This window comes from Agrobacterium sp. 22094 (assembly GCF_052046015.1).
GTDB lineage: Bacteria > Pseudomonadota > Alphaproteobacteria > Rhizobiales > Rhizobiaceae > Agrobacterium > Agrobacterium cavarae.
Genome location: NZ_JBQEPX010000001.1, coordinates 155,841 through 178,584 on the forward strand (window position 1 = coordinate 155,841; position 22,744 = coordinate 178,584).

Annotated in this window: 22 protein-coding genes; 16 read left to right on the forward strand and 6 right to left on the reverse strand. The window is 57.7% G+C overall.

The window, feature by feature from the left end; genetic code table 11:
• Positions 1-17 precede the first annotated feature (17 nt).
• The 6 genes from ACTJK5_RS00725 (at position 18) to ACTJK5_RS00750 (ending at position 5,235) form a co-directional block, all read left to right on the forward strand.
• Positions 18-461 carry a Bbp16 family capsid cement protein gene (locus tag ACTJK5_RS00725; protein WP_112520960.1) on the forward strand — a complete coding sequence of 148 codons (444 nt, stop codon included), beginning with the start codon at positions 18-20 and terminating at the stop codon, positions 459-461.
• Positions 454-903, forward strand: a complete 450-nt coding sequence (locus tag ACTJK5_RS00730; protein ID WP_440611631.1) for a hypothetical protein — start codon at positions 454-456, stop codon at positions 901-903. Before ACTJK5_RS00725 ends, ACTJK5_RS00730 begins: the two co-directional genes overlap by 8 nt.
• Before the next feature lie 153 nt (positions 904-1,056).
• Positions 1,057-1,638: a hypothetical protein gene (locus ACTJK5_RS00735; RefSeq protein WP_440611632.1), complete on the forward strand. Its 582-nt coding sequence runs from the start codon at positions 1,057-1,059 to the stop codon at positions 1,636-1,638.
• A 4-nt stretch (positions 1,639-1,642) separates the two neighbouring features.
• Positions 1,643-4,258: a ubiquitin-activating E1 FCCH domain-containing protein gene (locus ACTJK5_RS00740; RefSeq protein ID WP_440611633.1), complete on the forward strand. Its 2,616-nt coding sequence runs from the start codon at positions 1,643-1,645 to the stop codon at positions 4,256-4,258.
• Positions 4,255-4,713, forward strand: a complete 459-nt coding sequence (locus tag ACTJK5_RS00745) for a hypothetical protein (RefSeq protein WP_440611634.1) — start codon at positions 4,255-4,257, stop codon at positions 4,711-4,713. The genes ACTJK5_RS00740 and ACTJK5_RS00745 overlap by 4 nt, the downstream gene beginning before the upstream one ends.
• Positions 4,714-4,716: 3 nt before the next feature.
• Positions 4,717-5,235, forward strand: coding sequence for a virion core protein, T7 gp14 family (locus ACTJK5_RS00750; protein ID WP_274103047.1), 519 nt, complete (start codon positions 4,717-4,719; stop codon positions 5,233-5,235).
• Between the two features lie 44 nt (positions 5,236-5,279).
• Here ACTJK5_RS00750 and ACTJK5_RS00755 read toward each other — a convergent pair whose 3' ends face one another.
• From ACTJK5_RS00755 to ACTJK5_RS00775, 5 genes are all read right to left on the reverse strand, one after another.
• A complete protein-coding gene (locus tag ACTJK5_RS00755; protein ID WP_440611635.1) occupies positions 5,280-5,843 on the reverse strand; it encodes a hypothetical protein in 564 nt (187 codons plus the stop codon).
• Positions 5,844-5,947: 104 nt separating this feature from the next.
• Positions 5,948-6,553 carry a hypothetical protein gene (locus tag ACTJK5_RS00760; protein ID WP_440611636.1) on the reverse strand — a complete coding sequence of 202 codons (606 nt, stop codon included), beginning with the start codon at positions 6,551-6,553 and terminating at the stop codon, positions 5,948-5,950.
• A gap of 210 nt (positions 6,554-6,763) precedes the next feature.
• On the reverse strand, positions 6,764-7,417 hold the full coding sequence (locus ACTJK5_RS00765) for a hypothetical protein (RefSeq protein WP_343107619.1): 654 nt from the start codon (positions 7,415-7,417) through the stop codon (positions 6,764-6,766).
• 50 nt (positions 7,418-7,467) lie between these two features.
• Positions 7,468-7,986 carry a hypothetical protein gene (locus tag ACTJK5_RS00770; RefSeq protein WP_343107618.1) on the reverse strand — a complete coding sequence of 173 codons (519 nt, stop codon included), beginning with the start codon at positions 7,984-7,986 and terminating at the stop codon, positions 7,468-7,470.
• Between the two features lie 112 nt (positions 7,987-8,098).
• Positions 8,099-8,707, reverse strand: a complete 609-nt coding sequence (locus ACTJK5_RS00775) for a hypothetical protein (protein WP_116491939.1) — start codon at positions 8,705-8,707, stop codon at positions 8,099-8,101.
• A 404-nt stretch (positions 8,708-9,111) separates the two neighbouring features.
• Here ACTJK5_RS00775 and ACTJK5_RS00780 point away from each other — a divergent pair, with 404 nt between their 5' ends.
• Positions 9,112-11,415, forward strand: coding sequence for a hypothetical protein (locus tag ACTJK5_RS00780; protein ID WP_440611637.1), 2,304 nt, complete (start codon positions 9,112-9,114; stop codon positions 11,413-11,415).
• 135 nt (positions 11,416-11,550) lie between these two features.
• Here the strand turns inward: ACTJK5_RS00780 and ACTJK5_RS00785 are convergent, their stop codons facing one another.
• On the reverse strand, positions 11,551-11,826 hold the full coding sequence (locus tag ACTJK5_RS00785; protein ID WP_440611638.1) for a hypothetical protein: 276 nt from the start codon (positions 11,824-11,826) through the stop codon (positions 11,551-11,553).
• A 275-nt stretch (positions 11,827-12,101) separates the two neighbouring features.
• Between ACTJK5_RS00785 and ACTJK5_RS00790 the strand changes: the two genes are divergently transcribed.
• The 9 genes from ACTJK5_RS00790 (at position 12,102) to ACTJK5_RS00830 (ending at position 22,694) form a co-directional block, all read left to right on the forward strand.
• Entirely contained in the window at positions 12,102-14,303 is a 2,202-nt protein-coding gene (locus ACTJK5_RS00790; protein ID WP_440611639.1) for a hypothetical protein, read from the forward strand.
• Between the two features lie 17 nt (positions 14,304-14,320).
• Complete coding sequence (locus ACTJK5_RS00795) at positions 14,321-15,802, forward strand: hypothetical protein (protein ID WP_440611640.1); 1,482 nt, start codon at positions 14,321-14,323, stop codon at positions 15,800-15,802.
• Entirely contained in the window at positions 15,792-17,966 is a 2,175-nt protein-coding gene (locus tag ACTJK5_RS00800) for a hypothetical protein (protein WP_440611641.1), read from the forward strand. Before ACTJK5_RS00795 ends, ACTJK5_RS00800 begins: the two co-directional genes overlap by 11 nt.
• A 291-nt stretch (positions 17,967-18,257) precedes the next feature.
• Positions 18,258-19,559 (forward strand): hypothetical protein, encoded by a 1,302-nt coding sequence (locus ACTJK5_RS00805; protein WP_440611642.1) that lies wholly within the window; start codon positions 18,258-18,260, stop codon positions 19,557-19,559.
• Complete coding sequence (locus ACTJK5_RS00810) at positions 19,559-20,131, forward strand: hypothetical protein (protein ID WP_335322095.1); 573 nt, start codon at positions 19,559-19,561, stop codon at positions 20,129-20,131. Before ACTJK5_RS00805 ends, ACTJK5_RS00810 begins: the two co-directional genes overlap by 1 nt.
• Positions 20,132-20,147: 16 nt before the next feature.
• A complete protein-coding gene (locus ACTJK5_RS00815) occupies positions 20,148-20,567 on the forward strand; it encodes a hypothetical protein (protein WP_440611643.1) in 420 nt (139 codons plus the stop codon).
• A gap of 171 nt (positions 20,568-20,738) precedes the next feature.
• Positions 20,739-21,548 (forward strand): phage head spike fiber domain-containing protein, encoded by an 810-nt coding sequence (locus ACTJK5_RS00820; RefSeq protein WP_440611644.1) that lies wholly within the window; start codon positions 20,739-20,741, stop codon positions 21,546-21,548.
• A 180-nt stretch (positions 21,549-21,728) separates the two neighbouring features.
• Entirely contained in the window at positions 21,729-22,526 is a 798-nt protein-coding gene (locus ACTJK5_RS00825) for a hypothetical protein (RefSeq protein ID WP_274103067.1), read from the forward strand.
• Positions 22,527-22,694 (forward strand): hypothetical protein, encoded by a 168-nt coding sequence (locus ACTJK5_RS00830; RefSeq protein ID WP_440611645.1) that lies wholly within the window; start codon positions 22,527-22,529, stop codon positions 22,692-22,694.
• Positions 22,695-22,744: the final 50 nt, after the last annotated feature.

Sequence of the window (22,744 nt, forward strand, 5' to 3'; positions counted from 1 at the left end):
GGAACAGGTGACACTCCATGATTTTTGACGCACAGAATCTCTTCTCGGATGCGCAGGCGATCACCGCCTCGACCGTATCCACCAATGTCATCGACTTCGGCGCATCCGGCAAACCCGTGGGTGCAGCTGCTGCGATCCGCAAGGATCTTGGCCGCGGCAAGAAGGTCGATCTTCGCCTGCAGATGGTGGAGACGGCGCTTGCCGCCGGTGCGGCGACGCTGACCGTCGACCTGCAGACCGACGACAATGAGGCGTTTTCGTCGCCCCGCGTGGCCTGGACCTCCGGCGCGATCCCCAAGGCGGCCCTTGTGGCCGGCTATGTGTTCCCTCTGGAGTTCTTTCCGCGTGGCGCAGACGAGCGCTTTGCCCGTCTTGCCTATACGGTCGCCACCGGTCCGCTGACGGCGGGCAGGATCACCGCCGGTGTGGTGGCCGCCTCGGAGGACAATAATTATGACTAAGACCGTGATGGCGACCCGGGCCGGTGTCTACGGGCATTTTCGCGAAGAGGGCGAGGTTTTCGAGATTGCGACCGAAAACCATTTCTCCGCCTTCTGGATGAGCGAGATTTCGCCGGAAGAAGCGCTCGCCCGCCAAGCGACAGCGCGCAAACGAGCGGAAGCACAGCGCCATGGGACCGAGACGTCCCGTGTCGACAATGTCGAGATCGAGGCTCTGCGCGCCGAGATTGCCGAGAAGAACGCCGAGATCGAGCGGCTGATGCGCAACGCTCCCGTTGCTTCTGCCGAGAAGACCGCGGCGGATGTGGTGAAGATGGCGAGCGATCCGGGCGTCGAGTTCATGACCTTCAAGGCGGCAGCGCGCAAGCTTCTGGGCGAGGCGACGCCTTCGACCAAGGCGGAGATTATCGCGGCACTTGAGGACAAGGTGAGCCAGGTGTGATGGTTGCGGTCAGTTGAAAGACTGGCCTGCCTCCGTAAGCCATTGAAAGATGGGTCCTCGGGTCAAGCCCGAGGATGACCCAAAGTGAATGCTGCATACCGCATCCTGAACCCGGCTCAATCCAGAGCCGGGTTTTCTATTTTGGAGAAGCGAATGTCATCCGTCACCAGCATCTGCAACATTGCGCTGTCCAACATCGGCAAGAAGACCATTTCCGACATAGACGAGCCCTCGACCGAGGCGCGCACCTGCAAGCTCCACTATACGCTGACGCGCGACCGGTTGCTGCAATCCTATGAATGGGAATTTGCCAAGACCATGGTCGATCTGGCGGAGGTGGCCAATCCGCGCCCTGAGCGCTGGCGCCACGCCTATGCGCGGCCGCAGAATTGTTTGAAGCCGCTGCGCATCGTGCCGGCCGTGCTTTTGCCAGGTGACGGCGATGACGTTGCCTATCAAGCGACCGAAGGGCTGATCTTTTGCGATCAGTCTCCGGCGAAGCTGGAATTCGTGCGGCAGTTCGATGACCCGGCGCGTTATCCGCCGCTTTTCGAAGAGGCGTTGAGCTGGGCGCTGTCTGCCAAGATCGCCATTCCGCTGACCTCCGACCAATCCACCCGCAAGGATGCCTACCAGATTGCGGCTTCGTCTTTCGAGGCGGCGAAGGAGGCGGATGCGGATGAAAATCGATCGAGCTGGAACGACAGTTCCACGCTGATGACGGCACGGGGTTGAGGCGATGGCGATTTTGCGCGTGATGCAGCCGGCCTTTACCTCCGGCGAGTTGAGCCCGGCGCTGTGGGCGCGGGTCGATGTGGATAAATATCGGTCCGGTCTCAAGGTGGCGAAGAACATTTTCATTCACCCGCATGGCGGAGCGTCCAACCGCAGCGGGCTGGAATTTATCGGCCGGACGCGGGGGTCGGGCTTTGCCATTCTGCTCCCCTTCATCTTCGATGCGGAGACGGACCAGACCTATAATCTGGAGTTCTCCCACCTGAAGATGCGCGTCTATCGCGCCGGAAGCCCGGTGCTGGAGGCGGCAAAGGCGATCACCGGTATTTCTATTGCCGCAAATGGCGTGGTGACGTCCGCAGCGCATGGCTTTGCGAATGGCGATGAGGTTTTCATTTCCGGTGTGGCCGGCATGAGTGCGCTGAACAATCGCAATTTCATTATCCGCAATGTCACGGCCAATACGTATCAGCTGGACGATCTGCTGGGTGTGGCTCTCTCCACGCTTGGCATGCCGGCCTATGCGGGTGGCGGCACGGCGCGGCGCGTCTACGAGATTTCATCGCCCTATACGGCGGACGAGTTGCGGCGTGTGGTTTTCGCCCAGGAAAACGACGTGATGTATCTGACGCATCAGGCACATCCGCCAATGAAGCTTTCCAGGCTTGGCGATGCCAACTGGCTGTTTTCGCCGCTGACCTTTGTGCCGCAGATTGCCAAGCCCGCGGGGGTGACTGGCAATGCGGTGTTCAAGAGGAAAGGTGGGGCAACCGCAAACGTGTCCTATCGGATCACGTCGGTCAGCGCCTCGGGGGCAGAGAGCGCGCCCTCTGCCACGGTGACGGTCAACGTGCAGTATGAGAACGAGGATGGCCGGCGCATCCGGCTGACTTGGAACGCCGCGACGGGTGCCAGCCTCTACAGGGTGTACCGCACCGACAGCGGCGACGGCTTGCTGGCGGAGACGCCGGTTCTCGAAGCCGAATTCGGCCAGACGGAAAATAGCGGCAGTGGAAAACAGCCTCCAGCAAGCTCTGCCGCTGGCGCGCCGCCGGTGCCGACGGGCGTGACGGGTGCGATCGTTTACGGCAAGGAGATGAAATATGTGGTGGCGGCCATCTCCGATGAGACAGGAGAAGAAAGCCTGCCATCCGAGCCTGCGACGCTGCGCAACGACATGGTCTATCGCGGCAACCGCAATGCGCTGTTCTGGACAGCGACGCCGGGGGCAGGAAGCTATGTGGTCTACCGGCTGGACAATGGCCGCTATGGCTATGTGGGCAAGACCGAGACGACGAGCTTTACCGACGAGAACATCACGCCGGATCTGGCGAGCGGCCCGCAGGAGGGATACAACCCGTTCGACAGTGCTGGCAATTATCCGGCTTGCGTGAATTTCTACGAGCAGCGGCTGGCCATGGGCGGCACGGCGAATGTGCCGGCGGGGCTTTGGCTCGGGCAATCGGCCAATTACGAGAATTTCGGCGCGGCCTCGCCGGTGAAGGCGAGCGACGCCATCACCTTGCGCATCCGTTCCAAGGAGAAGAACCAGATCCGCGCGATCAGCGAGTCTCGCGGCATGGCGGTCTTCACCACCGCCAACGAGTTCAATGTGGCCGGTAGCGGTGAAGAGATCATGACGCCGACCAATATGGTGGTGAAGAAGCAGAGCAACCGTGGCTCATCCTGGTTGCAGCCGATTGCAGTCGGCGACGTGATGCTTTTTGCGCTGGCGCGGGGCGGGGTTATTCGCGACTATTCCTATGAATTTTCCAACGACAATTTTACTGGCCAGGATCTGACGATCATGTCGCGCCACCTGTTCGAAGGTCGGCAGGTGGTGTCCTGGGCTTTTGCGCAGTCGCCCTATTCCATCGTCTGGGTAGTGCTGGACAATGGGCAATGCGTGAGCCTGACCTATATGCGCGAGCATGAGGTGTGGGCCTGGACGCGGCATGAGACGGACGGTCAGTTCGAGGCGGTGAATGTGGTGGCCGAGGGCGACGAGGACGCGGTCTATTTCGTCATTCGCCGCACGGTGGATGGCAAGTCGCAGCGTTACATCGAGCGCATGCATTCGCGCCTCTTTGCGATGTCCGAAGATGCGTTCTTCGTCGATAGCGGGCTTTCCTATGAGGGCGCGCCGACGAAGACGATGCGCGGGCTTCACCACCTGGAGGGCAAGATGCTGGTGGCGCTGGCGGATGGCAATGTGGTGCGCGATCTGGTGGTGACGAATGGCACGGTGACGCTGCCGATTGCGGCTTCCAAGGTACATGTGGGCCTGCCTTATGAGGCGGAACTGAGGACGCTCGACGTCGATCTTGGCAATGTGGGCGAGCTTGGCACGGTGCAGGCGAGGAACAAGGCGATCGCCAATATCACGCTCAGGGTGGAAAAGACCCGCGGTATCTGGGCCGGGCCTGCCGAGGATGCGCTGGTGGAGCTGAAGCAGCGCGAGTTCGAGAACTGGAGCGAGGCGATCCGCCTTGCGACCGGCGATGTGGAACTGACGCCAACGGCGGACTGGACGAAGGGTGGGACGATGATCATCAAGCAGTTCGATCCGCTGCCGATGACGGTTCTGGCCATCATGCCGGATCTCAGGGTGGCAGCGTGACGGTTCGGGTGATCGAGGCCAGCATCGACCATGTGGATGTGATTGCGCCGCGGATGCGTGAGGCCGACCGCGAGGAGGTGTTCGCCGCCGTGGGACGCGGACCGGCCTCTGCGCTTTTGCACTCGGTGGAGCGGTCCGACTTTGCCCATACCGTGTTGTTCGACGATGTGCCGGAGCTGATGTTCGGCTGTGGCACGACGAATATTCTGACCCGGACCGGTGCGCCGTGGCTGCTGGGGACCGATGCGCTGGAGCGGCATGCGCGCGATTTTCTGCGTGGCTCGCTCCACTGGGTGGCCGAGATGCGGAAGCGCTACACGCTGCTACAGAATGTCGTCGATGACCGGAATGTGGTTTCCAAACGGTGGCTGCAATGGCTGGGCTTCACGCTCTCCGATCCGCAGCCTTTTGGCTATGAGCAGCGCCCTTTTCGTATTTTTGAGATGAAGGCTTGAGGCATGTGTGATTTTGGTCTGATCCTTGGCGCCGCCTCGACCGTGATTGGTGCGGCCGGCGCAAAACAGGAGGCGGAGGCAAGTGCCGCCGCATCCGAATATAACGCGAAAGTCACGGACATGAATGTGCGGCTTTCCGAGAGGCGGGCGCGTGATGCGCTGGACCGTGGCAAGCTGGAAGAGCAGAAGAAGCGCCAGGAGACCGCGCAGATTACCGGCCAGCAAAGGGCAGCCATGGCCGCCAATGGCGTGGACCTGACATTCGGCTCTCCGCTTGATCTGTTGGTCGATACCGCGACGCTTGGTGAGATCGACGCGCTGACCATTCGCCGCAATGCCGCAAACGAGGCCTATGACTTCGACGTGGCGGCGGCCAATGGCCGGGCGGAGGCCAGCCTTGCGCGGGCGAATGCCAAGAACACCCGCAAGGGCGGCAACCTGAAAGCGCTCGGCACTCTGCTGACCGGAGCGAGCAAGACGTTTGGCGATAGTCCGTTGTTCAAGGCGAAATCGGGGACGTGATGAGCGCCCATCGTTGGTCGGGGCTTTTCGAAGCCCTTCAGCCGTCAAGGCGTCTTGGCGAAGGGGTCTTGCGGCTTTGCATCTTCGGCGCTTTTGCGGAGCATTTTTTCAGTCTCGTCCTGGCAGGCGCGCATTTCATAAATCGCCTGGGTCGCTCCCTCGAGCTGAAAGTTTGCGACGTCCTTCTCAGCATAGGTCACGCGCAACTGAGTGCTTTTTTGGGCCTCCAGCATGAATTTGCCGCCCATCTTCCCGATGCTCAGGTCTTGCAATGTCTCGCTCACCGATGCGATGGCGTCCACCTCCAAAGGTGCCTTTGAATCGAAGGTGAAGAGCAGCGGGTAGACCTTCTCGTCTTCCAGTGATTTCCACTTCTCGTTCCTCAACAGAAAATAGAATCTTGGAAATTCCGTTGCGAGATCCATGCCGAAATGCAGGCTCGTATCACCCTTGGAGCGAAGCGCCACATAGCAGCCAAAATTCCGATCGGGCTCCACGGCCACCGACCAGTTACCAAAGGTTCCCCATTCAACAGGAGCGGCATTGGGGCTGAATGGCACATAGAGAAGGCATGCGGCGAGGAGGGTGTGTTTCAAGAGCCTATACATGTCTTTTGCCTGATCATGCTGGATGGTTGTTGTGCCGGATGCGGTTGTGACAGCTCTGTTCGACCATCGCTCTTATCGACTGCCAAGAGGCTATTGCCACCCGATTACGGTTCGAAGGGGTCGTCTGAGGCCTGTATAGACGGTTTCTTGGCAAAGGGATCGGATGTGTCGGACTCCGTTCTGGAGATTTTCAAGAGTTCGTCCGTCGTCTGCTGACAGGCGTCCATTTGTTCTAAAGCCTTTTGGACGCCGCTCAGGGAAAGTTTGGCGATCTCCTTGCCCTCGTAAAACATCTTGACGGTCTTGCTGGACTTGAACTCATCAAAAAAAGCGCGCGCGACTGTTTTCATCGCAAGTCTACGGGTGGATCCCTGGACGTAGGCTCCGCTCTCTGTGTCCCAGGTTTCTTTCTCATCAAAGCCAACACTGACGGAGTACACTTTTTTATGCACCAATGACTTCCATTTCTCGTTCTGAAAGGAAATGAAAAATCCGGGCTTACCCGGTTTGAAATAGCGTCCAAAAACCAGAATATGACCGGTGTCAAACTCGGATGCGACGACACAAGCATGACCAAGGTCCGGTTCCATCTGAACCGTCCAGGTGCCAAATTCGCCCCAAAGGATCGGGTCTTTTACCTTTGATGCGTCCTGCGCGGCGGCGGCGAAAGGCATGCAGGCCAGGAGGAGGGTGGCGATTGCCTGTTTCATGCGAGGGCCTGCTTTATGTTGGCTATCGGCAAGGTGGTGAGACTTGCGCATTTGTGCATGAGTCGAAATGCCTGTCGAGTGGTTTTGCCTTGGAAGCGTCTTGCGTCCGATAGGTTGCGCAGATGATCTCACCCGTCAGCTCAAAACTTCCGGGCTGAGGGTGTCAGCCAGATTGCGCGAGTATCAGCGTCGCGTCAGCTGGTTACTGCTTCATGGCTTTTTGGCGAAAGGGTCGTCAGATGCGCTTGATGCAGGCGGCTTGGCGAAAGGATCGTCCGGGGGAGTCTTGGATGTGGGCTTGGCGAAGGGATCATCTTGTGGCTCGGCCGATGGCGTTTTGGCGAAAGGATCGCTACCCGCTTCCAACGATCTTTTGGTGCCTTCCGTCATCATCGTCTGGCAGTCTCGCACTTCGGAAAACGCATCCGTGGCGCGATCAAGCTTTAGCGTTGCGACATCCGAGCCGTCGAGATTGATGCGCAAAGTGTCGTGCTTCTGGAATTCGTCCAGAAAATCGAGCCTATCGATAATCGCCAAAACCTGCGGAACCCCGCCTGCAACGATCGTCTTTGCGCTCAACTTTATTGTTGGACTGGAACCGAACTTAAGGCGCAGCGTGTTGGCCTTGTCCTCTTTGAGAAACGTCCATTTCGCGTTCGCCAAAGTGAGGTAGACGTAGTGATCTCCTGCCTGACGGGAGAGGCCGACGGTCAGGAATGTAGCATCCCTATAGGTCCGTTCGGCGTAGCATCCAAGGGTGTCGACTGCGTCAGTGTAAACGGACCAATGACCGACGAATCCCCAAAGGGTTGCTTCCGCCCGCGCCTTGACGGGTTGGAAGGCAAGGGCGGCGATTGTTGCCATTTGCAGGGCTCGGAGTAGAATTGGCGCTTGCAGCCATCGCGGTTCAAACATCACTGGCTGCTCTTTGGTAGCGACGGCTGCATGTATTTCTGGCACTCGAGTACGTCCGCCATGGCACCCGAGACGCCTTTCAGTTCAAGCCTTGCAACGATCTTGTTGTTGTAAGAAATGCGAAGAACGTCGCTGTTCTTGAGCTGATCCATAAATTTCTCGCTGCGGGTCAGAGAGCCGAGCATATAGATCGGTTTGGCCACGCTCGCTATTGCATTGAATTTCCAAGGATTGTGATCGCCGAGCTGGACGATGATCGGATAGTGTTGACGGTTCTCGATTGACGTCCAGTTTTTACTGTGGATCGTAAACATGTATCCCGACTGCTCCGCCTGAACGTAGGTTACCACGCGCAAAAACAATGCTCCTTCAAAGGGTGCCTCAAAATAGCAACCGCCGGTCTCCCTCCATTCACCGATGTTCCAACCCTTCAATCTTCGTGCAGGGGTATCGTTTTCGCCGGAAGAGGCGGCCCATGCAGGGCCGGCGAGAGAGAGGCAAACAAGCAGTGCTGCCACGGATCTGGCTGCGATGCTTAAGGTTTTTCTGGCCAGATTTGAGTGCATCGGTACCTTGGAGCTTTGGTTGAGGAAATGCTCGCCCCCGTCGGGGCGACATCGAAAGCTGGTGTTACAGCTTAAAAGGATCATCCGATGCTTTGACGGACGGGTCTTTTGCGAAAGGATCGATGTCTTCAGCCTTCGATTTCAGCTTATTCAAAACTTCGTCGGTCTTCTTCTGGCAGGCGTTCATCTCGCTCACGGCCTTGGGAGCACCGTCTAGCGAGAGATTGGCGATCTCTTTGCCTTCATAGAAAAGCTTTGTGGTGTCGCTCGTCTTGAACTCTTCAAGGAAACTCTCATCACCCGTGGAGATCGTAAGTGCGCGTGTGACATCATTATCCTTCACCAATGCCGACGCTTTTGCATCCCAAAGTTCGTGATTGCCGAACTGGACGCTGACCGGGTATTCCTTCTCGTCCTCCAACGACTTCCACTTGGGATTGTTGAACGAAAGATAAATTCCGGAGCCTGTCTCATTGCGGAAGCGTCCCAGTCTTATGAAGACGCCCGCATTGTAGATATGCGCTACGTAACAGGCGTTGCCAACGCTAGGGTCCATGAAAACCCGCCAGCCTGCGAATTCGCCCCAAGGAACAGGTGCGTCCGAGGGCGCGTCCTCTGCTGAAGCTACAAAAGGCATGCAGGCCAGAAGAAGGGCGGCGGTTGCCAGTTTCATGCGCGGGCCTGCTGTTCGGGTGCGGTATTGGTTTGAGACCTGGATATTTGCGCAGGAGTTGGAAGGGCTGTCGAGTCGTTTCTTCCAGGCATGCGTGTGTTCTCACAGGTGAGAATGCGCATTCCAGCCGCGAGTGACGGCTCGGCCATTGGCTGCGGCCTGCTCTGACAAAATCACGAGATTAGATGTTGCCAGGCGTTCTTCGGGGCGCCTTTTTTATGGAGTGCGCCATGGCTGAGGTTCCGGTCAAACAATATTTTCGCCAGGCTGCCGTGCCTGTTTATCAGGGCAGCGTTGTCCCGCGGCCGATCCTCCAGCAGCCACTGACGGTGAAGGCGACGGAGAATGATTTTGGTGCGCAGGTGGGCAAGGGCATGCAGTCTCTTGGCGAAGGGCTCGGCAAGATGGCCGAGTTTGCCAGCAAGCTGCGCGACCTTCAGGCCGACACCACCGCCAAGGACAGCAAGACCGCTTTCGAGCGTGCAAAGCTTGCGTTGGAGCATGGCGAAAATGGCTATCTCAACACAAGCGGTCAAGGCGCTGTCGAAGGCTATCCCGGCTATGAAGAGGCGCTTGCCAAGCTTCAAAAGACCTTTGAGCCGAAAGATCCGCTGGCGGCGGGACGATATGAGGCGATGGTCGCTCCTGTGGTGACGACCAGCCTGGAAGCCGCCATCAAGCACAAGGCTCAGGGGCAGAAGGAGTGGGTTGGCAAGTCCGCTGAAGGCAGGCTTTCTCTTGCAAAGGACCAGGCGATCGCAGGGTACAACAAGCCCGAGCAGATCAATTCCGCGGTGGCGTCCGGCGTCACCGAAATCCACAATCTCGGTAAGCTGAACGGCTGGACGCCGGAGGTGATAGTGGCCAAGGCCATGGACTTCATAACGGGACTTCACACCGGGGTAGCCATGACGATGGCCGGAAAGCCTGGTGGGGCGACCGCGGCGATGGAGTATCTGAAGGCCAACAGTGCCCAGGTGGACCCGAAGGCGCGGGCGGACCTGGAGACCAAGATCAGGCCCTTGGCAATCGACGAGAAGGGCAAACAGATGGCCACGGAGATCGTGTCCGAGAAACGAAACCCCGCCGGTGCGGTTGACAAGGTTGTGACGGGCGCTGTGGATAAGGCTCCGTCCGGCAAGGCTGAGACTGGTTCTGGTAAGGATGTTGGCACGCGAGGCGGTGCCAATGCCGCTCAGAATCCAACCGCTGGTGCCGGCAAGGATACGGTCGTCGGAACGGACAGGAATAGCAGCAACCCTGACGGGGTTGGGGATGCGAAAGCTGAGCCCGGCCAGGCATCCGCAAGTGGCGTGAACGGTGCGGCGGAGGAAGAACCGCAACGCGGCGGACCAACGCGGGCGAAAGCATTTCTCGTTTCAATCTCGGCAAAGCCCGATCGACCCGGTGACGCGCTTCCGCTTGACAATGCCCTTGCCGAAAACACCAAGGCCTTAATCGAGGATGCGCCAGAGGACATTCGCAAGGGATTGGGGGTGAGCTTTGTAGACCCGACATCACGCGCCTCTGCTGCCTCAGCGTCTTCCGTTTCAAGTGGGCGAAGCATCCAGTTGACCTATGAGGGGCGGCCGCTGGATCAGGCTCCGGCTCAGGTTCTCGACTGGCTTCACGATAATGCGGAGAAGTATCATCTGCGCTTTCCGTTTTCTCTGGGAGTATCCACGGATCCGGCACTGTTTGGGCGTGAAGGCAGCGTGATTGTTTCGGCCTACGACGGGGTTGCTGCGCGCACTTCCATGATCTCCGAGGCGGAAGCTATCAGTCGTATCAACCAGATCGCAGATGCGGACCTGAGAGCAGCGTCTCAGAGGCATCTAGCGAAGGAAATAAGCAGCGCATCGCAAGCCGAAATTGCGGAGGCCAAGAAAGCGTCTGACCGGATATGGACGCTTATGCAGAACGGGACGCCCTTGTCGCAGATTCCGGTGGAACTGAAGATTGCTGCAGGGGAACCTAGGGTTTTAGCTTTTATGGAGTATGAAGCTAAGGCCGACGAACTCAAGACCGATCCTGTGATTTACAGTAAGCTGTCGACCTATTCCCGCCTTGAGCCCGTGGCTTTCGCGAAGCTAGATCTGACCAGTCCGGATTTTATCAACCGCCTTTCACGCAGCAGTTGGAAGGAACTGCAGGATCGCAAAAACGCCATTCTCGCCGATGAAGCCCAGGCTGAACGTGATGGTACCATTTTTAAGGAAGCCAATGAACAGGCGAAGCAGGCACTCAGTGCAGCGGGATTAACAATCGATGCCGTTTCCCGCCGCGGGACGAGAGATATGCAAGCCGAAGCACGTAGGGAAATGCATGAGAGGATCCTCTTTTTTCAACAGGAATTGCAGGTAAGGATTCAGGAATTTCGCAGCCAGAACAATGGTAGAAGACCTGATTACGTCGAGATGGACAAGATCATCAGTCACTTGTTGGTACCAATAGTCATCACGACGAAGTCTGGTTTTGGATGGTTTACCCACAATGACAACGGACATTTTTTGTTTGAGGCCAATAGACGAAAAGCAGATTCCACCTTTGAAATAAGTGTTGCCTTCGACGACATCCCACACGACGTGCGCGAAACGATTCGCTCCCAACTCCGCTATGAGAGGATGCCTTCGAGTGGGTCCGTTAGACCTCCAGAGCCCACGGAGGAGGAAATCGTCAGGGAGTACATCAAGTTCGTTTCGCGATAGCCGTTCTATGTCCTTTGGTCACAAGCTTAGGATCGGTGGCAGCGCAACGATAGAGTGATCGCTCCTGATCTCGACGCGGGTATCCGGCTGATATGCATTCAGCTGGACACACCATTTCTTTTTAACCGCAGATAGCTATCCAAAGGTGAAAGTAAACAGTTCACCAGCGATTGTTCCCGAACCGGTACCGCGCAAGCCGGTGGAGACAAACTTGAAGTCCCCACTCTTGCCGTCCTGGCAGGTGAAGGTCCCTTCTCCGTTGCGCTTGGTAACGTAGACAAATGTGCCAGTGCATTTCCTGCCTTTGCTGCTGGTCAATTCTATGGTGCCTGCCCCGTCCACATATCCGGTTGCCTTTCCGGAGAAAGTTTCGGCGCCGCTTGCTGTCTGCCCCTTCAGTGGCAACGTCATCCCGCAACCAGCTAGGGCTGAGCAAAGGAGTGTGATGAAGGTGATTTTCTTGAAATGCCTGTTTCCCCGTTCCCCAAACGAATGATTGGAAAGCCTTAACGTCACCGAGTCTCACGACACTGCCGACAATCGACTCGACACCCAGCGATACTAAAATACAGCTGGTGAGATGAACAGACAGAGAACAAGAAAAATCGCGGATTTGATCAAGTTCTTCCTAATCAATTTGAAGCGATGCTTGCTGGCAGCGATTGAGCGCACCTAATGGAGCACCAATGCCAACACCTGACGAGTACCTAGAATGGAAAAGATACCAGCGAGATTCTGTTGGCAACACTACTAACCTCATCCTGAACAATGCCCAACAGGTCAATCCGGATGTTTTCGCGAATGACATGAAGCTTGGCAACGCCTTCGGGATCAGTGCCGACGTAGCAGCCGCCAGTCGCGACATGCTGCTAGAGCGGCTGCAACGTTCGCATAACCAAGCGATGCTCAAAGGTTCGCCCCGTACTGCACAGTGGCTTAAGAATTCGGACAACATCAGACTTGCGTGGGACGATGTCGAAAACCTCACCTGGCTCGAGTACACTGTCGGTAACCTGGGGGAAGCCGTCAAAAGGCCGACCGGTAAAGTAATCTCCCAGGTTGGGGCGGTACTGAATGGGGCGGGACAGTTGATGCATCCGCCTGTATGGGAGCCACCGGAGATTGTGGTCCGAATTGCACATGCCAAGAGCATGTCGCCAGAGGATGTCGCGAAGTTGCGCGCTGACATCCCGAAGCAAGGGCAGATCAAGGACACTTGGGCACAGTACGTTCTCTCCAATGTACTCTCCGGCTATCAGACCGAAGACCAAGTATACGAGTTTTTCCGCGCGCGTCGTCTAGAAGCGGAAAACGATCCTGTGGGCGGTATCGAATGGGCGTCAAACAATTTGCAGTTCGCCGGTGAACACGTACAGGATTTCGGCGACGAGCTTTTTCCCGCCTATCCGGGTCTGAAAGATGGCATTGGCCAAAAGGTCGGTGACGTGATTGGCGAAGTGGCTTTTGAGGCCATAATCTACAGGCTAGTTGGGCCTAAAGGTGCGAAGGTTATCAACACGCTCAAGAGTGCTGGAGAACAAACTAGAGACGAGAAAGAGCGCGGTGGGAATGAAAATGACCAGAGCAAGGCAGCCATTGGAGGTGTTGTACTGGAAGGCCTCGATTTTATTCCGGGCGATAAGAAACTAAAATTCGCTTTTTTAGAAAAGATACTGGGAAAGCGAGCGGGGGAGTTACTCCCTGAAATGGTTGTCGAGGGCACAAAGGAAGCTCTAAAAAAGGTAGGGGAAAACTATATAGCGCAAAACCTCTCCGACCCTCAGCGATCCCTAGCAGACGGAACAGTGGAAGCATTTTTTACCGGTGCCGGTCAGCACGCTCTTGGAGAGAGTACCAAGAAACTCTTCGGTCTCCCGGACGGTGCCGATGAGGTGCCGAAGCCAGTAATATCAAGTACAATGATTGAAGATATCGGGCAGCGGGCTTCAGAATCAAAGCTACGTGCTCGGAGCTCCACTACATATAGGGACCACGTTGATGCCATCACACGAGGGGGCCCTATGGAGACAATCTACATACCCGTTAGCCCCTTCGATGCGTTTAATCGAAGGTTTGCAGGCAAGGTACAACTTGAAAACCTGCCAGGCATTGGAAAAGCGCAGGTTGACGTTGCGCGGGTAACGGGTGGCGACGTCGGAGTACGCACGAGTACCTACACGACAGATATTGCAGGGACCGAGATTGCACCCTTGTTTTACGACTACGGGCGCTTCGATCCAAAGGCCAAGACCCCTGCTGAAATCCGAAACTTGAAGTTGAAGCACAGCGAGCCTTCTACCCAAACCAATGGTGAATTAGAGGCAGCGCGGATTGCCCAGGAAAAAAACAAAATTATTTCTGAACAGGAACGTCAGCAGGACATCCAGCCTCAGCAGGCTTCCAGTGTCACTCCGGCGCAGTCTCAGGCTGTGGCGCTGGATGCAACGCGCGGCGTGAGATCTGCCAAGACCGGTCAAACGCGTGAAGACTATTCGCGAGACAATCCGCCTGCCGGCGCTTCCTCGGGTAACCAAAAGCAGCCTCCTGCGGGCAATGGGGCTTCGGGGCAAGCTGCTGTCGCGCCGGCCGATGGGCAGGGTGGTACGAACAGCTCCGGTGCTACCGTTCCCGCTGCCGGCGGGAATGATACGTCGTCGAGGATTGATCGGTCTGGGGCTTCTCCGGTCTCGATACCGCCACGGACGGCTTCCAATGGCGACATCGCCACGGAAAGGTTCAAGGCAATGCTGCAGTCATCCACCGCACCTGCCGGCCGGCTGGAATCGCCCAGTCCTTCACCTGAGATTTTCAACAGGCAAGGTCCCGCAATTCCGACAGAGACGCCTTGGTCAGACCGTCGAAAAACGCTGAACCGTAACGGACGATAAATCCAAGGAGGGATTCGATGGATATTGTTGAACCCGATAAAAACCCATCCCTCATTCGGCTTTTTGAGAGTGCTGAGCTTTCCGCCTTTCTTCGCGGGACGAGCCGGTATTTTTTGGAAACGCTTCCTGAAATTGGCCGGACGGATTCCGATGTGCGGGAGATGGGTGAGACCCTGCGCGACTGGGGGCGGGAGGTTTCTGGTGCTGGCGAAAGCGCGATCCACGCGCAGTTTGCCCAGGCCTTCGAGGTGTATCTGCTGGAGGGTGAGACGCCTTCGGTGGCTCTTCGCACTGTTTTCGAGCATTTCGCCGAGTGGCTTCTGCATGTCTATGAAGCATTGCGCGGTCTTGATTTGACGCTTTCGCCCGATATTCGCGATGTGCTTTTGCGGATGCTGGCAACACATGCGGCAATCGAAGAGGCGCGCGATGATATGTCTGCGGGCATGTTGTTTACGGGTGGGAAAACGGTGGGGGTTTCCGCGGATGAGCACCGACGCTTGCGTCGGCTTCATGAAGCTGCGGATGATGAGGCGCATCAAAAACTGCGGCGTCAGGTGATGAAGCCGATCTTTCTCGCGCGCCAGGATTGGTATCGCAAGGAGCGCGAGACGGTGAAGGCGATATCGAAGCGGACCTTGCAGGCCGTGCCGATCTATCAGGCCATTCAGGCATTGCGCTTCGGCACCGATTTCGATGGCAAGCCGGTGGGGCGGATCAAGCTCGACCGGGATATTCTGGAGCGGGACTTTGGTTTGAAGCCTCTTTCTTCCAAGGCGGATGGAGGTGAGGATGAGCTGGACCATGCCCATGCCTTTGCCGGACGCGATGGCATTCACCCCGACATTGCCGCCGGCATGTATGGGTTTGACAGTGGCCGGACGTTTCTGCAGGCGCTGGTGCGGGCGCGTCCTATCGAACTTGCCATCGAGCTTCTGACCGAGCGGACGATGGTTGAGCGTCATGGCGATCTTTTGCTGGACGGCCAATTGGAAGAAGAGGCGCTGAAGGTGCTGCATGGGGACAAGCGGCGCGCGTTTCTGCTGGCGGAGCTGAATGCGCTGAGCAAGCTTTCGGGCGGTGAGGCGACGACGCGTTACGAGGTGGAGGGGAATGTCTACCGGCTGTTCAGCGCGCTGAAAGTGTCCAGCGCGACGGATTCCGACCGCCACCTTGCGGCCGAGCGCAAGGGCGCCGCCGAGGCGGCGGAGGCCTTTGCCAAGGATGATTTGAGCCAAGCGGCGGAGGCGAAACGGCGACAGCTGATGGCGTGCCATTTCTACATGGCGGCCTCTGCCAAGGCAGACGAGCTTGAGGCGCTGATCGACCGCATGGCGACCTTGGATGCGATGGATGACGAGCGGGCGGGCGGCGCTGAGGCGGATGATCGCCAAGCCGTGCGTGCGCTTGCCGCAAAATTTGGCCTGGCGAGCGAACCTGTCCGGTTCGACATGGATGGTTGGCTTGAGCAAATGAAGGAGGACGATCTTGTCCTATGACGTGCTTTCACAGGCGACGGAGGTTTACGCCAACGCAGATGAAAAGGTGTCTGGCGATCTGACCGTTGCGGAATTCGATGCCGTTCACGATGCGATCGACAATGTCACGGAGGTTGGCCAGAACGCGAGGAAGATCGAGATCGATGGCGAGCGGCATGATCTGGACACTGTTCTTGGCTTGGTTTCGGCGGCTGTGGCTGAGCGCAGCGAGGGCCAGAACGCGGACCTGCGACGCAGGCTGAAGGCGCTTGGAGCGGGGGCCGTGACGCCACTTTCCGTTGAGGCGGCCCAGCGGCCGGTTGAGCTCTGGGCACAGGATATGGATGGGGGCGAGGCGGGGCCTTGTTCGCGTTTCATCATCGAGCCGGTGCGGCAGGCGTTTGAGCGCTATGAACAGGACAGGGCTGCTCATCTTCGCGCGCTTCACGCCATTATCGCGCCGCGCAGGGTGGAATTTCTGGGGCCGGCGATTGGCGCCCCGGAGCTTGGATATACATTTGAGAACAAGGGGCAGCTGTTTCATGCGCTTTTGCACACCGGCAATGACAGCAATAAACGTAAGCTTCTGGCCGGGCGCGGCTGGCAGGCCGGATGGGAGCGCTTTCTCGCAAGGATGTGGCGCGAAGGCATTTTGACCAAAGCGGATTATGATGCGGCGCAGGCCATTTGGGATGCGATGGAGAGGCTGAAGCGCCCGGGGCAGGAGGCGCACCGCAAGATCTGCGGCTTCGCTTTCAGGGAGGTGGTGCCTGCCGCGATGAAGACGCCGTTCGGCACCTATGCCGGCGGTTTTGTGCCGGCGGTGTTTGAACACGCGGCTGGTGTGGATGATGGCGGGCGGGACCCGGCGGAGATGTTTCCGACCATTGCTCCTGCCTTCACCGGACAGGGTAACGCGAGTGACGCGCGACCGCTGGAGCTGGAGTGTTCGATGCTTGCGGCGCATATGGATCAGCTCTTGAGATTCATCCATCTCGAACCCGTGGTGCAGCAGATTTGGCGGATCCTGAACAGGCCGGAAATCCTGGTGGCGCTGGAAGAGATCTCGCCCGATATGATCGACACGGTGATAGCGCCTTGGCTGCGCATGGTTCGCCAGCCGGTGGCTGAGGTGCAGCCAACAACGGCGGAGGGGCGGGCGTTGTCTCATGGGTTGCGGGCAATCCGTGGGCGTGCGGGGGTTCGCAGCATGATGCTCGATATCGTCAATGCGACCGCCGCGGCCTGCTCCCGCTCTTCCACGCTGGCAGACATGTCGTCCCGCCGTCTGGAGGCTGCGCTGCTTCGCTTCGGTAGAAAAGGAGAAGGCGCAGCCATGCGAGACGAGGCGGCGCAGTTGTCTTCCGTGATGCAAGCGCGGATGACGCGTGGCAGCCGGGAGATGGAGAGACGTGTCCAGCATGCGATCCTCAAGCCGAGTGATCGCGGGTTGATCAGCGAGAAGGCCGGCATCTATGGCGACATTTTGCTGCAGGGGACGCGGAGTGCCCTTGAGCTTGTGCTCTGGCATGCCGCCTATGACGAGGCAATTGGGCAAGGCTTGGCGAAGGCTGTGGCGGCGGCGGACGGCCTCGTTATCCAAGGTATGGAAAGCCCTTTCGCAACAGAGACCGGGACGGCCTTCGCCCGCCTGTTCACGCTGTTCTACAGCTACTTCAATGGCCAAGCCAAAATCTTAGGTGGAGATCTTCAGCCTATCATGCAAAGCTTCGGCTACATGGGGGCGCCGCGCCTGTTTGCCATCTATCTGGCAGGGATTGCTCTTCCGGCGGTTCTGGCAAGGGTGATTATCGAGGCTGGGAAAGGCGGGTTGGCGGGGGATGGAAGTGCGGCCGGGGAGCTGGCCGGGTTTTTTCTGGGCGACCAGGCGGAGGGAGGCGCGGGGATGGCGCCGGTTGCGGACCAAGCCTTCGACGCTTTCCTGAAAAACTGGAATGATGCCTCTCAAAGCAACAGCAGCTTGAAAAGCGTTGATGCCGCGGAGGGTGACGGATTGGCGGCGGTTGCCATGGTGCTCGGTATCTCTCGCGATCGCCTGGCCAAGGCGGCAGGGTTCGGTGATACGGAAGACTTTGATCCGATCCTTGCGCTTGACGAGGCCTCGCCTGTGTCAGGTGGTGGGGCACCACGAAGTGAGCCAGTTCAACTTCAGGCGCCGCTCTAAGAGCGATGTCGATAGAGTTGTGCGTGCTCGCGGGAACCACGTCCAAACTTGAATTTGCGCATCGTGCTTTATGCGAAAATCGATACCGATTTTCGAGCCGATGCTGTTGCGGATAATCCGCCACGACGGTTGCCTCGGTATGACCAGAGCCACCAATCCCAACGTCCGAAACGATGGCGGAGATCCGGTATTCCCTACGCCGCGGCGATATTGGGCGGATCATTTCGATTTTATGCCCACACAGCCCACACTGACAAGCGCCTTCAGGGCGCTTTTTCTATGGAGTGAACAATGACGGTTTCAAGCGAAGTCAGCGTCGCCGGGCCATTTTATGGCAACGGCACGACGACGACTTTTCCCTATAGTTTCAAGATACTCGATGCCAAGCACATCCGCGCCGTGCTGATTTCGGCGTCCGGCGACGTGTCCGATCTTTCTCTCGACCATGGCGATTATAGTGTCACCGGCGTCGGCAGCGAGACCGGCGGCGACGTCATCAAGGCGACACCGCTTCTCGCCGGCCAGACGCTGACGCTCGTTCGGCGGCTGCCGCTGACGCAGGAGACGTCGCTGGAAAACCAGGGAGCCTATTATCCCGAGGTGGTGGAGCGCCGTCTTGATCAAATGGTGATGCAGATCCAGTCGGTGAAAGAGACGACGGAGCGATCGCTGACCGTCGAGCCTGGGCAGGAAAAGCCCTCCATGACGCAGATCGCGGCGGCGCAGGGTTATTCGCAGGCTGCGAAGACAAGCCGTGATGAGGCGGCAGGGCTGGCTTCTGCTGCGGCCGGAAGTGCTTCGAATGCATCAGGATATGCAGTGTTGGCAAGTCGGTGGGCGAGCGAGGCCGAAAACGTCCCGGTGGCTGGTGGGCTGTTTTCTGCCTTTCACTGGTACCGTAAAGCATACGCGATTTATCAGACGATCACGCAAGGCTTTCTTGAAAAGGTCGGCGGTATTCTCACGGGCGATGTGCTGTTTGGCCCTGGCACAGGGGGCAAATATTCCAAGCTTCAAGCGAACGGTGATGTGCAGCTTAATCGCGGGGATAACACCGGGTACAACACGTGGAATGCCGCCAACGCTTATTTTGGGTGGGACGGCACGCGATACGTCTTTGGGTCAGGGGGCCCTGTTAGAGCATTTGGTCCGGAAATCGGCGTGGAATTTGGTGGCGCAAGTGCTTCATACTACGCCAACGGCAATATTCGGTTCGGTGGCGATATGGCCGTTGAGTTTGGGGATTACCTACAACTTTTACTTAGGGGCTTTAAAAGTGGCAATCAGCCATACGTGATAAACGGCTTAGGCTCGATTGGCCACGGCTTGGGTCGTAAGCCCTCTAAGCTATCCGCCTATCTGGTTTGCACAGCCGCGATTAACAACTGGAATGTAGGTGACGAAGTCGAGTTGGCGTCTACCGCTCAGCCATGGTCGGGTAGCGGCCACTATGGTTTCTTGCTGTGGGCTGATGCCATCAACATCTACTGGAAGGTAGCAGCCCAGGGGATAATAATCCTTGATAAGTCGGGAGGGGGGAATGTGCTCGCGCCGTCTGCAAATTGGGCTCTGAGAGTTAGAGGAGCGCTGTAATGGCAGAAGAATTTTTAGTTAACGAAAACGCTGATTACCTTGAGCCGCGCCCGCCAACTATACCGCGCTTCTACGTGGGTGCAGACGGAAAATATCTCGGTTCGTTCGACGGCCTGGATGAGGAGATTCCGGCTGAAATGGCGAATCGGATTGAAGTTTCTACAGCGCCACAAGACGGGCGTCAGCTATGGGACGGGCAGAAATGGCTTGCTGCCGTGCCAACACCGGAGATGCTGACCGCAGAAGTCAACCGCCGCCTTTCTCTCGGCTTCGATTACGATCTCGGCGACGGTCGCGGGATCCATCATTTCGGCACCACCGACGCCGACATGAAGCGATGGATGCAGGAGGTGACGCCTCTTGCGCAAGCGGCTGTAAACATGGGTGAGCCGACCCGGCAGATCGGAATCAAGACCGATACCGGTCCGACTTTCGTCACGGCCTCCGAGTGGTGGCGTGTTCTTGATGCTGCGGCCGATTGGCGCCAGCCGCTCTATTCAGCGTATTTCACGCTGAAAGCTCTACCGGAGATCCCGGCGGACTACGCCACCAATCCCGCTTATTGGCCATAAGACGAAAGGTCACATCATGAGCCTTAACAAGAAATTCGACACCGTCGTTTACCAGGGCGCCGGCGGCGAAGAAGCAGGTGCGCCGGTTGTTGTTTCCGTAACGCTTGATTCCTCCGGCAACCCCGCCGCGCCGCTGCCCTCTGGCCGTGCGTCAGCTTCAAACGGCGTCCCTGTGACGCTCAGCCTAGAAGACAAGGACGCTCTCGACAAAGCAAGTACCGGCTACACCGCCGCAGGCGCTTACGTCGACAACACCGCTCGTGCAGCCGGGAGAGCGTTCCTTGCCAACATAACGACGTCTGGCACGGCGACGCTCACGGTCGGTGGCACGACTATGCAACTGAATTTCATTGCAGGGCAGCCGATTATCTTGCCACTTGCCGTCACGAAGACGGTTATGGGCACGGCTGTCGGCACGTTCTTCGCGCTATCATAACGGGCATTTGCGATGGCTGGAGAAGTTACCACAAACTCTTTCGCGCGGGGCCGGGGTGTTGTTTCGTTACCGCCCGCGTGGGTGCCCGTTGGTTCAGCCGGATATCGAGATTTTCAGCAGAACCGAGCTTACATGTCTGGAGGCGTCCTCTCGTCGAGCTTGGAGGGACTGGTGGCGTCACGCGCCAACGCTGGATTTGATTTAGACGTGCTGACGGTCTTTGCGTCTAATCAGCCCCGCAGGAATGGAGCAGGGTTGCTGATAGAGCCATCCGGCTCAAACAGGCTGCTCAGGTCTACCGATCTCACTCAGGCGTGGAGCAAGAGCAACACGCTTATTGGCGAGACGCAAGACGATGGAACGCAGCTCGTTACTGAAGGTGTGGGCTCTTCTGAAGTCCTTCAAACCGTCACTGGCGTCACGGCCGGGGCCGCATTCCTGTTCAGCGTGGTTCTAAAACGGGGGAACCATAACTGGTGCCGAATACGAATTGACGAAGGCGGCGTTGGCGAGTTCGGACATTGCTGGGTCAATCTCGCAACGGGCACGGTCGGAACCGTCAGCACGTCGGGGGGCGGCTGGATGGTGTTCCCGGGAATGATACCGCTAAGCGGTGGCCGGTTCCTTTTCTTCGGCGGGTATCTTCCCAACGCTTCAACGACAACGCGCCGAGTAAGAATCTCATCCACTGCTGGAGATAACAACCTGACGTCCGTTGATAACGCGACACGGTTTCAGGGCTTTCATCAGTTGGAGCCACCAAGTTCGTTGCCACGATCTCATACTGTGACGGCTGCAAGCGCTGTAACACGCGCTGCCGACGTGATCACCGATTCTGTCCCTGCCGTGGCATCTCAATGCACGCTTACCTACAGCAATGGTTCAACTGCCTTAATCACAGACCTGACGCCGGGTGGAAGTCTACAACTGCCGCCCAACCCACTTCGGACTACGCTCCTCTCAATGGACTTCCGCCCATGAACATCACTCATCAAACAAGGAAAGTATTCTGATGGCAGGAGAAATCACGTCACGTTCTTTGGCTCTCGGCCGGGGAATTGTCGCTGCTTTGGTGCAGCCCGTGCTGGTTTGGCTTCTAGCGACCGGTGCATGGAACGATGCTGGTGCTTGGGACGACACAGCATCATGGAAGGATAGCTAATGGGTCTTTCATTGATTTCAAACGAGGACAAGGGCGCGAGCATCCGAGAGAAGCTTAATCGTCTCCTCGCGATGTTTACAGAAAACCGATACGCCACCGATACCGTCCCTGGCGCGACCGACGATAGCGCAGCCGGTTTCGAGGTCGGATCCAAGTGGTTCAACCAGTCCACAGGCATCGAGTATATTTGCCGCGACGCGACTGCCGCAGTTGCTTCTTGGGTGCGCCAGGATAATGCCGATTTCTTCGGCTATATCTCGGGCAACTATTATCAGGGTCTCAACACACTCGTCTCTGCCGGCGCTGCTGTCGTCGGCGGGCAAATCAAGTTTCATCCGATCGTCATCAAAGAGCGGGTGACGATCTCTGAACTCGCGGTTCGCGTAACCACTGCCGAAAGCGGCAAAGCCTTTCAGCTTGCGATCTATGCCGCTGACCCTGCCACCAAACTGCCTTCGGGCAATGGTCTTGGCGCTACGGCAAGCATGTCGGCGGGAACGACTGGCGCAATGAGCGCCGCAATCGTCGGCGGGAACCTGACGCTTAATCCGGGGCTCTATTGGGTCGGGATAAACGGTGACACCACGACAGCCATCTTTCAGGCCTTCGGTTCCAACTCAACCTTCATCGCTGCCCTGATTGGCGGCACAGCGTCACAGGTGGCGTCCGGAACGGCTTCCTCCGTTTCGTTCCTGGGCAATACGCAGACTTTCGGCACGTGGCCCGATCTCACAGGCCAAGGCTTCAGCCGAGGCAACAACAGCGGTTACGCCGGCATTTTCTTCAAGGTGGCATAAATGGAAGACGTCGAGCTTTACTTGCAGTACGATGCCCAAGGCAACATTACGGTTTCCGTGGTGTATCCTCAGGGAAACGTAAACACGCTTCACGTTCCGCATGATGTCCCGCCGATCGAGCGTGACGATCGCATCAATGCCTTCAAGGCAGAGCAGCAGGCGCTGTAAGACGCCTCGTAACGTTTCGCCTGTAGCAGCATAATCCAACAATCAGGGAC

Coding starts and splice junctions, on each gene's coding strand:
- ACTJK5_RS00825 (WP_274103067.1), top strand. CDS start 21,729: ATGGGTCTTTCATTGATTTCAAACGAGGACAAGGGCGCGAGCATCCGA.
- ACTJK5_RS00760 (WP_440611636.1), bottom strand. CDS start 6,553: ATGAAACAGGCAATCGCCACCCTCCTCCTGGCCTGCATGCCTTTCGCC.
- ACTJK5_RS00785 (WP_440611638.1), bottom strand. CDS start 11,826: ATGACGTTGCCACTGAAGGGGCAGACAGCAAGCGGCGCCGAAACTTTC.
- ACTJK5_RS00810 (WP_335322095.1), top strand. CDS start 19,559: ATGGCAGAAGAATTTTTAGTTAACGAAAACGCTGATTACCTTGAGCCG.
- ACTJK5_RS00815 (WP_440611643.1), top strand. CDS start 20,148: ATGAGCCTTAACAAGAAATTCGACACCGTCGTTTACCAGGGCGCCGGC.
- ACTJK5_RS00750 (WP_274103047.1), top strand. CDS start 4,717: ATGTGTGATTTTGGTCTGATCCTTGGCGCCGCCTCGACCGTGATTGGT.
- ACTJK5_RS00765 (WP_343107619.1), bottom strand. CDS start 7,417: ATGGCAACAATCGCCGCCCTTGCCTTCCAACCCGTCAAGGCGCGGGCG.
- ACTJK5_RS00775 (WP_116491939.1), bottom strand. CDS start 8,707: ATGAAACTGGCAACCGCCGCCCTTCTTCTGGCCTGCATGCCTTTTGTA.
- ACTJK5_RS00780 (WP_440611637.1), top strand. CDS start 9,112: ATGGCCGAGTTTGCCAGCAAGCTGCGCGACCTTCAGGCCGACACCACC.
- ACTJK5_RS00805 (WP_440611642.1), top strand. CDS start 18,258: ATGACGGTTTCAAGCGAAGTCAGCGTCGCCGGGCCATTTTATGGCAAC.
- ACTJK5_RS00730 (WP_440611631.1), top strand. CDS start 454: ATGACTAAGACCGTGATGGCGACCCGGGCCGGTGTCTACGGGCATTTT.
- ACTJK5_RS00830 (WP_440611645.1), top strand. CDS start 22,527: ATGGAAGACGTCGAGCTTTACTTGCAGTACGATGCCCAAGGCAACATT.
- ACTJK5_RS00795 (WP_440611640.1), top strand. CDS start 14,321: ATGGATATTGTTGAACCCGATAAAAACCCATCCCTCATTCGGCTTTTT.
- ACTJK5_RS00790 (WP_440611639.1), top strand. CDS start 12,102: ATGCCAACACCTGACGAGTACCTAGAATGGAAAAGATACCAGCGAGAT.
- ACTJK5_RS00755 (WP_440611635.1), bottom strand. CDS start 5,843: ATGTATAGGCTCTTGAAACACACCCTCCTCGCCGCATGCCTTCTCTAT.
- ACTJK5_RS00725 (WP_112520960.1), top strand. CDS start 18: ATGATTTTTGACGCACAGAATCTCTTCTCGGATGCGCAGGCGATCACC.
- ACTJK5_RS00735 (WP_440611632.1), top strand. CDS start 1,057: ATGTCATCCGTCACCAGCATCTGCAACATTGCGCTGTCCAACATCGGC.
- ACTJK5_RS00740 (WP_440611633.1), top strand. CDS start 1,643: ATGGCGATTTTGCGCGTGATGCAGCCGGCCTTTACCTCCGGCGAGTTG.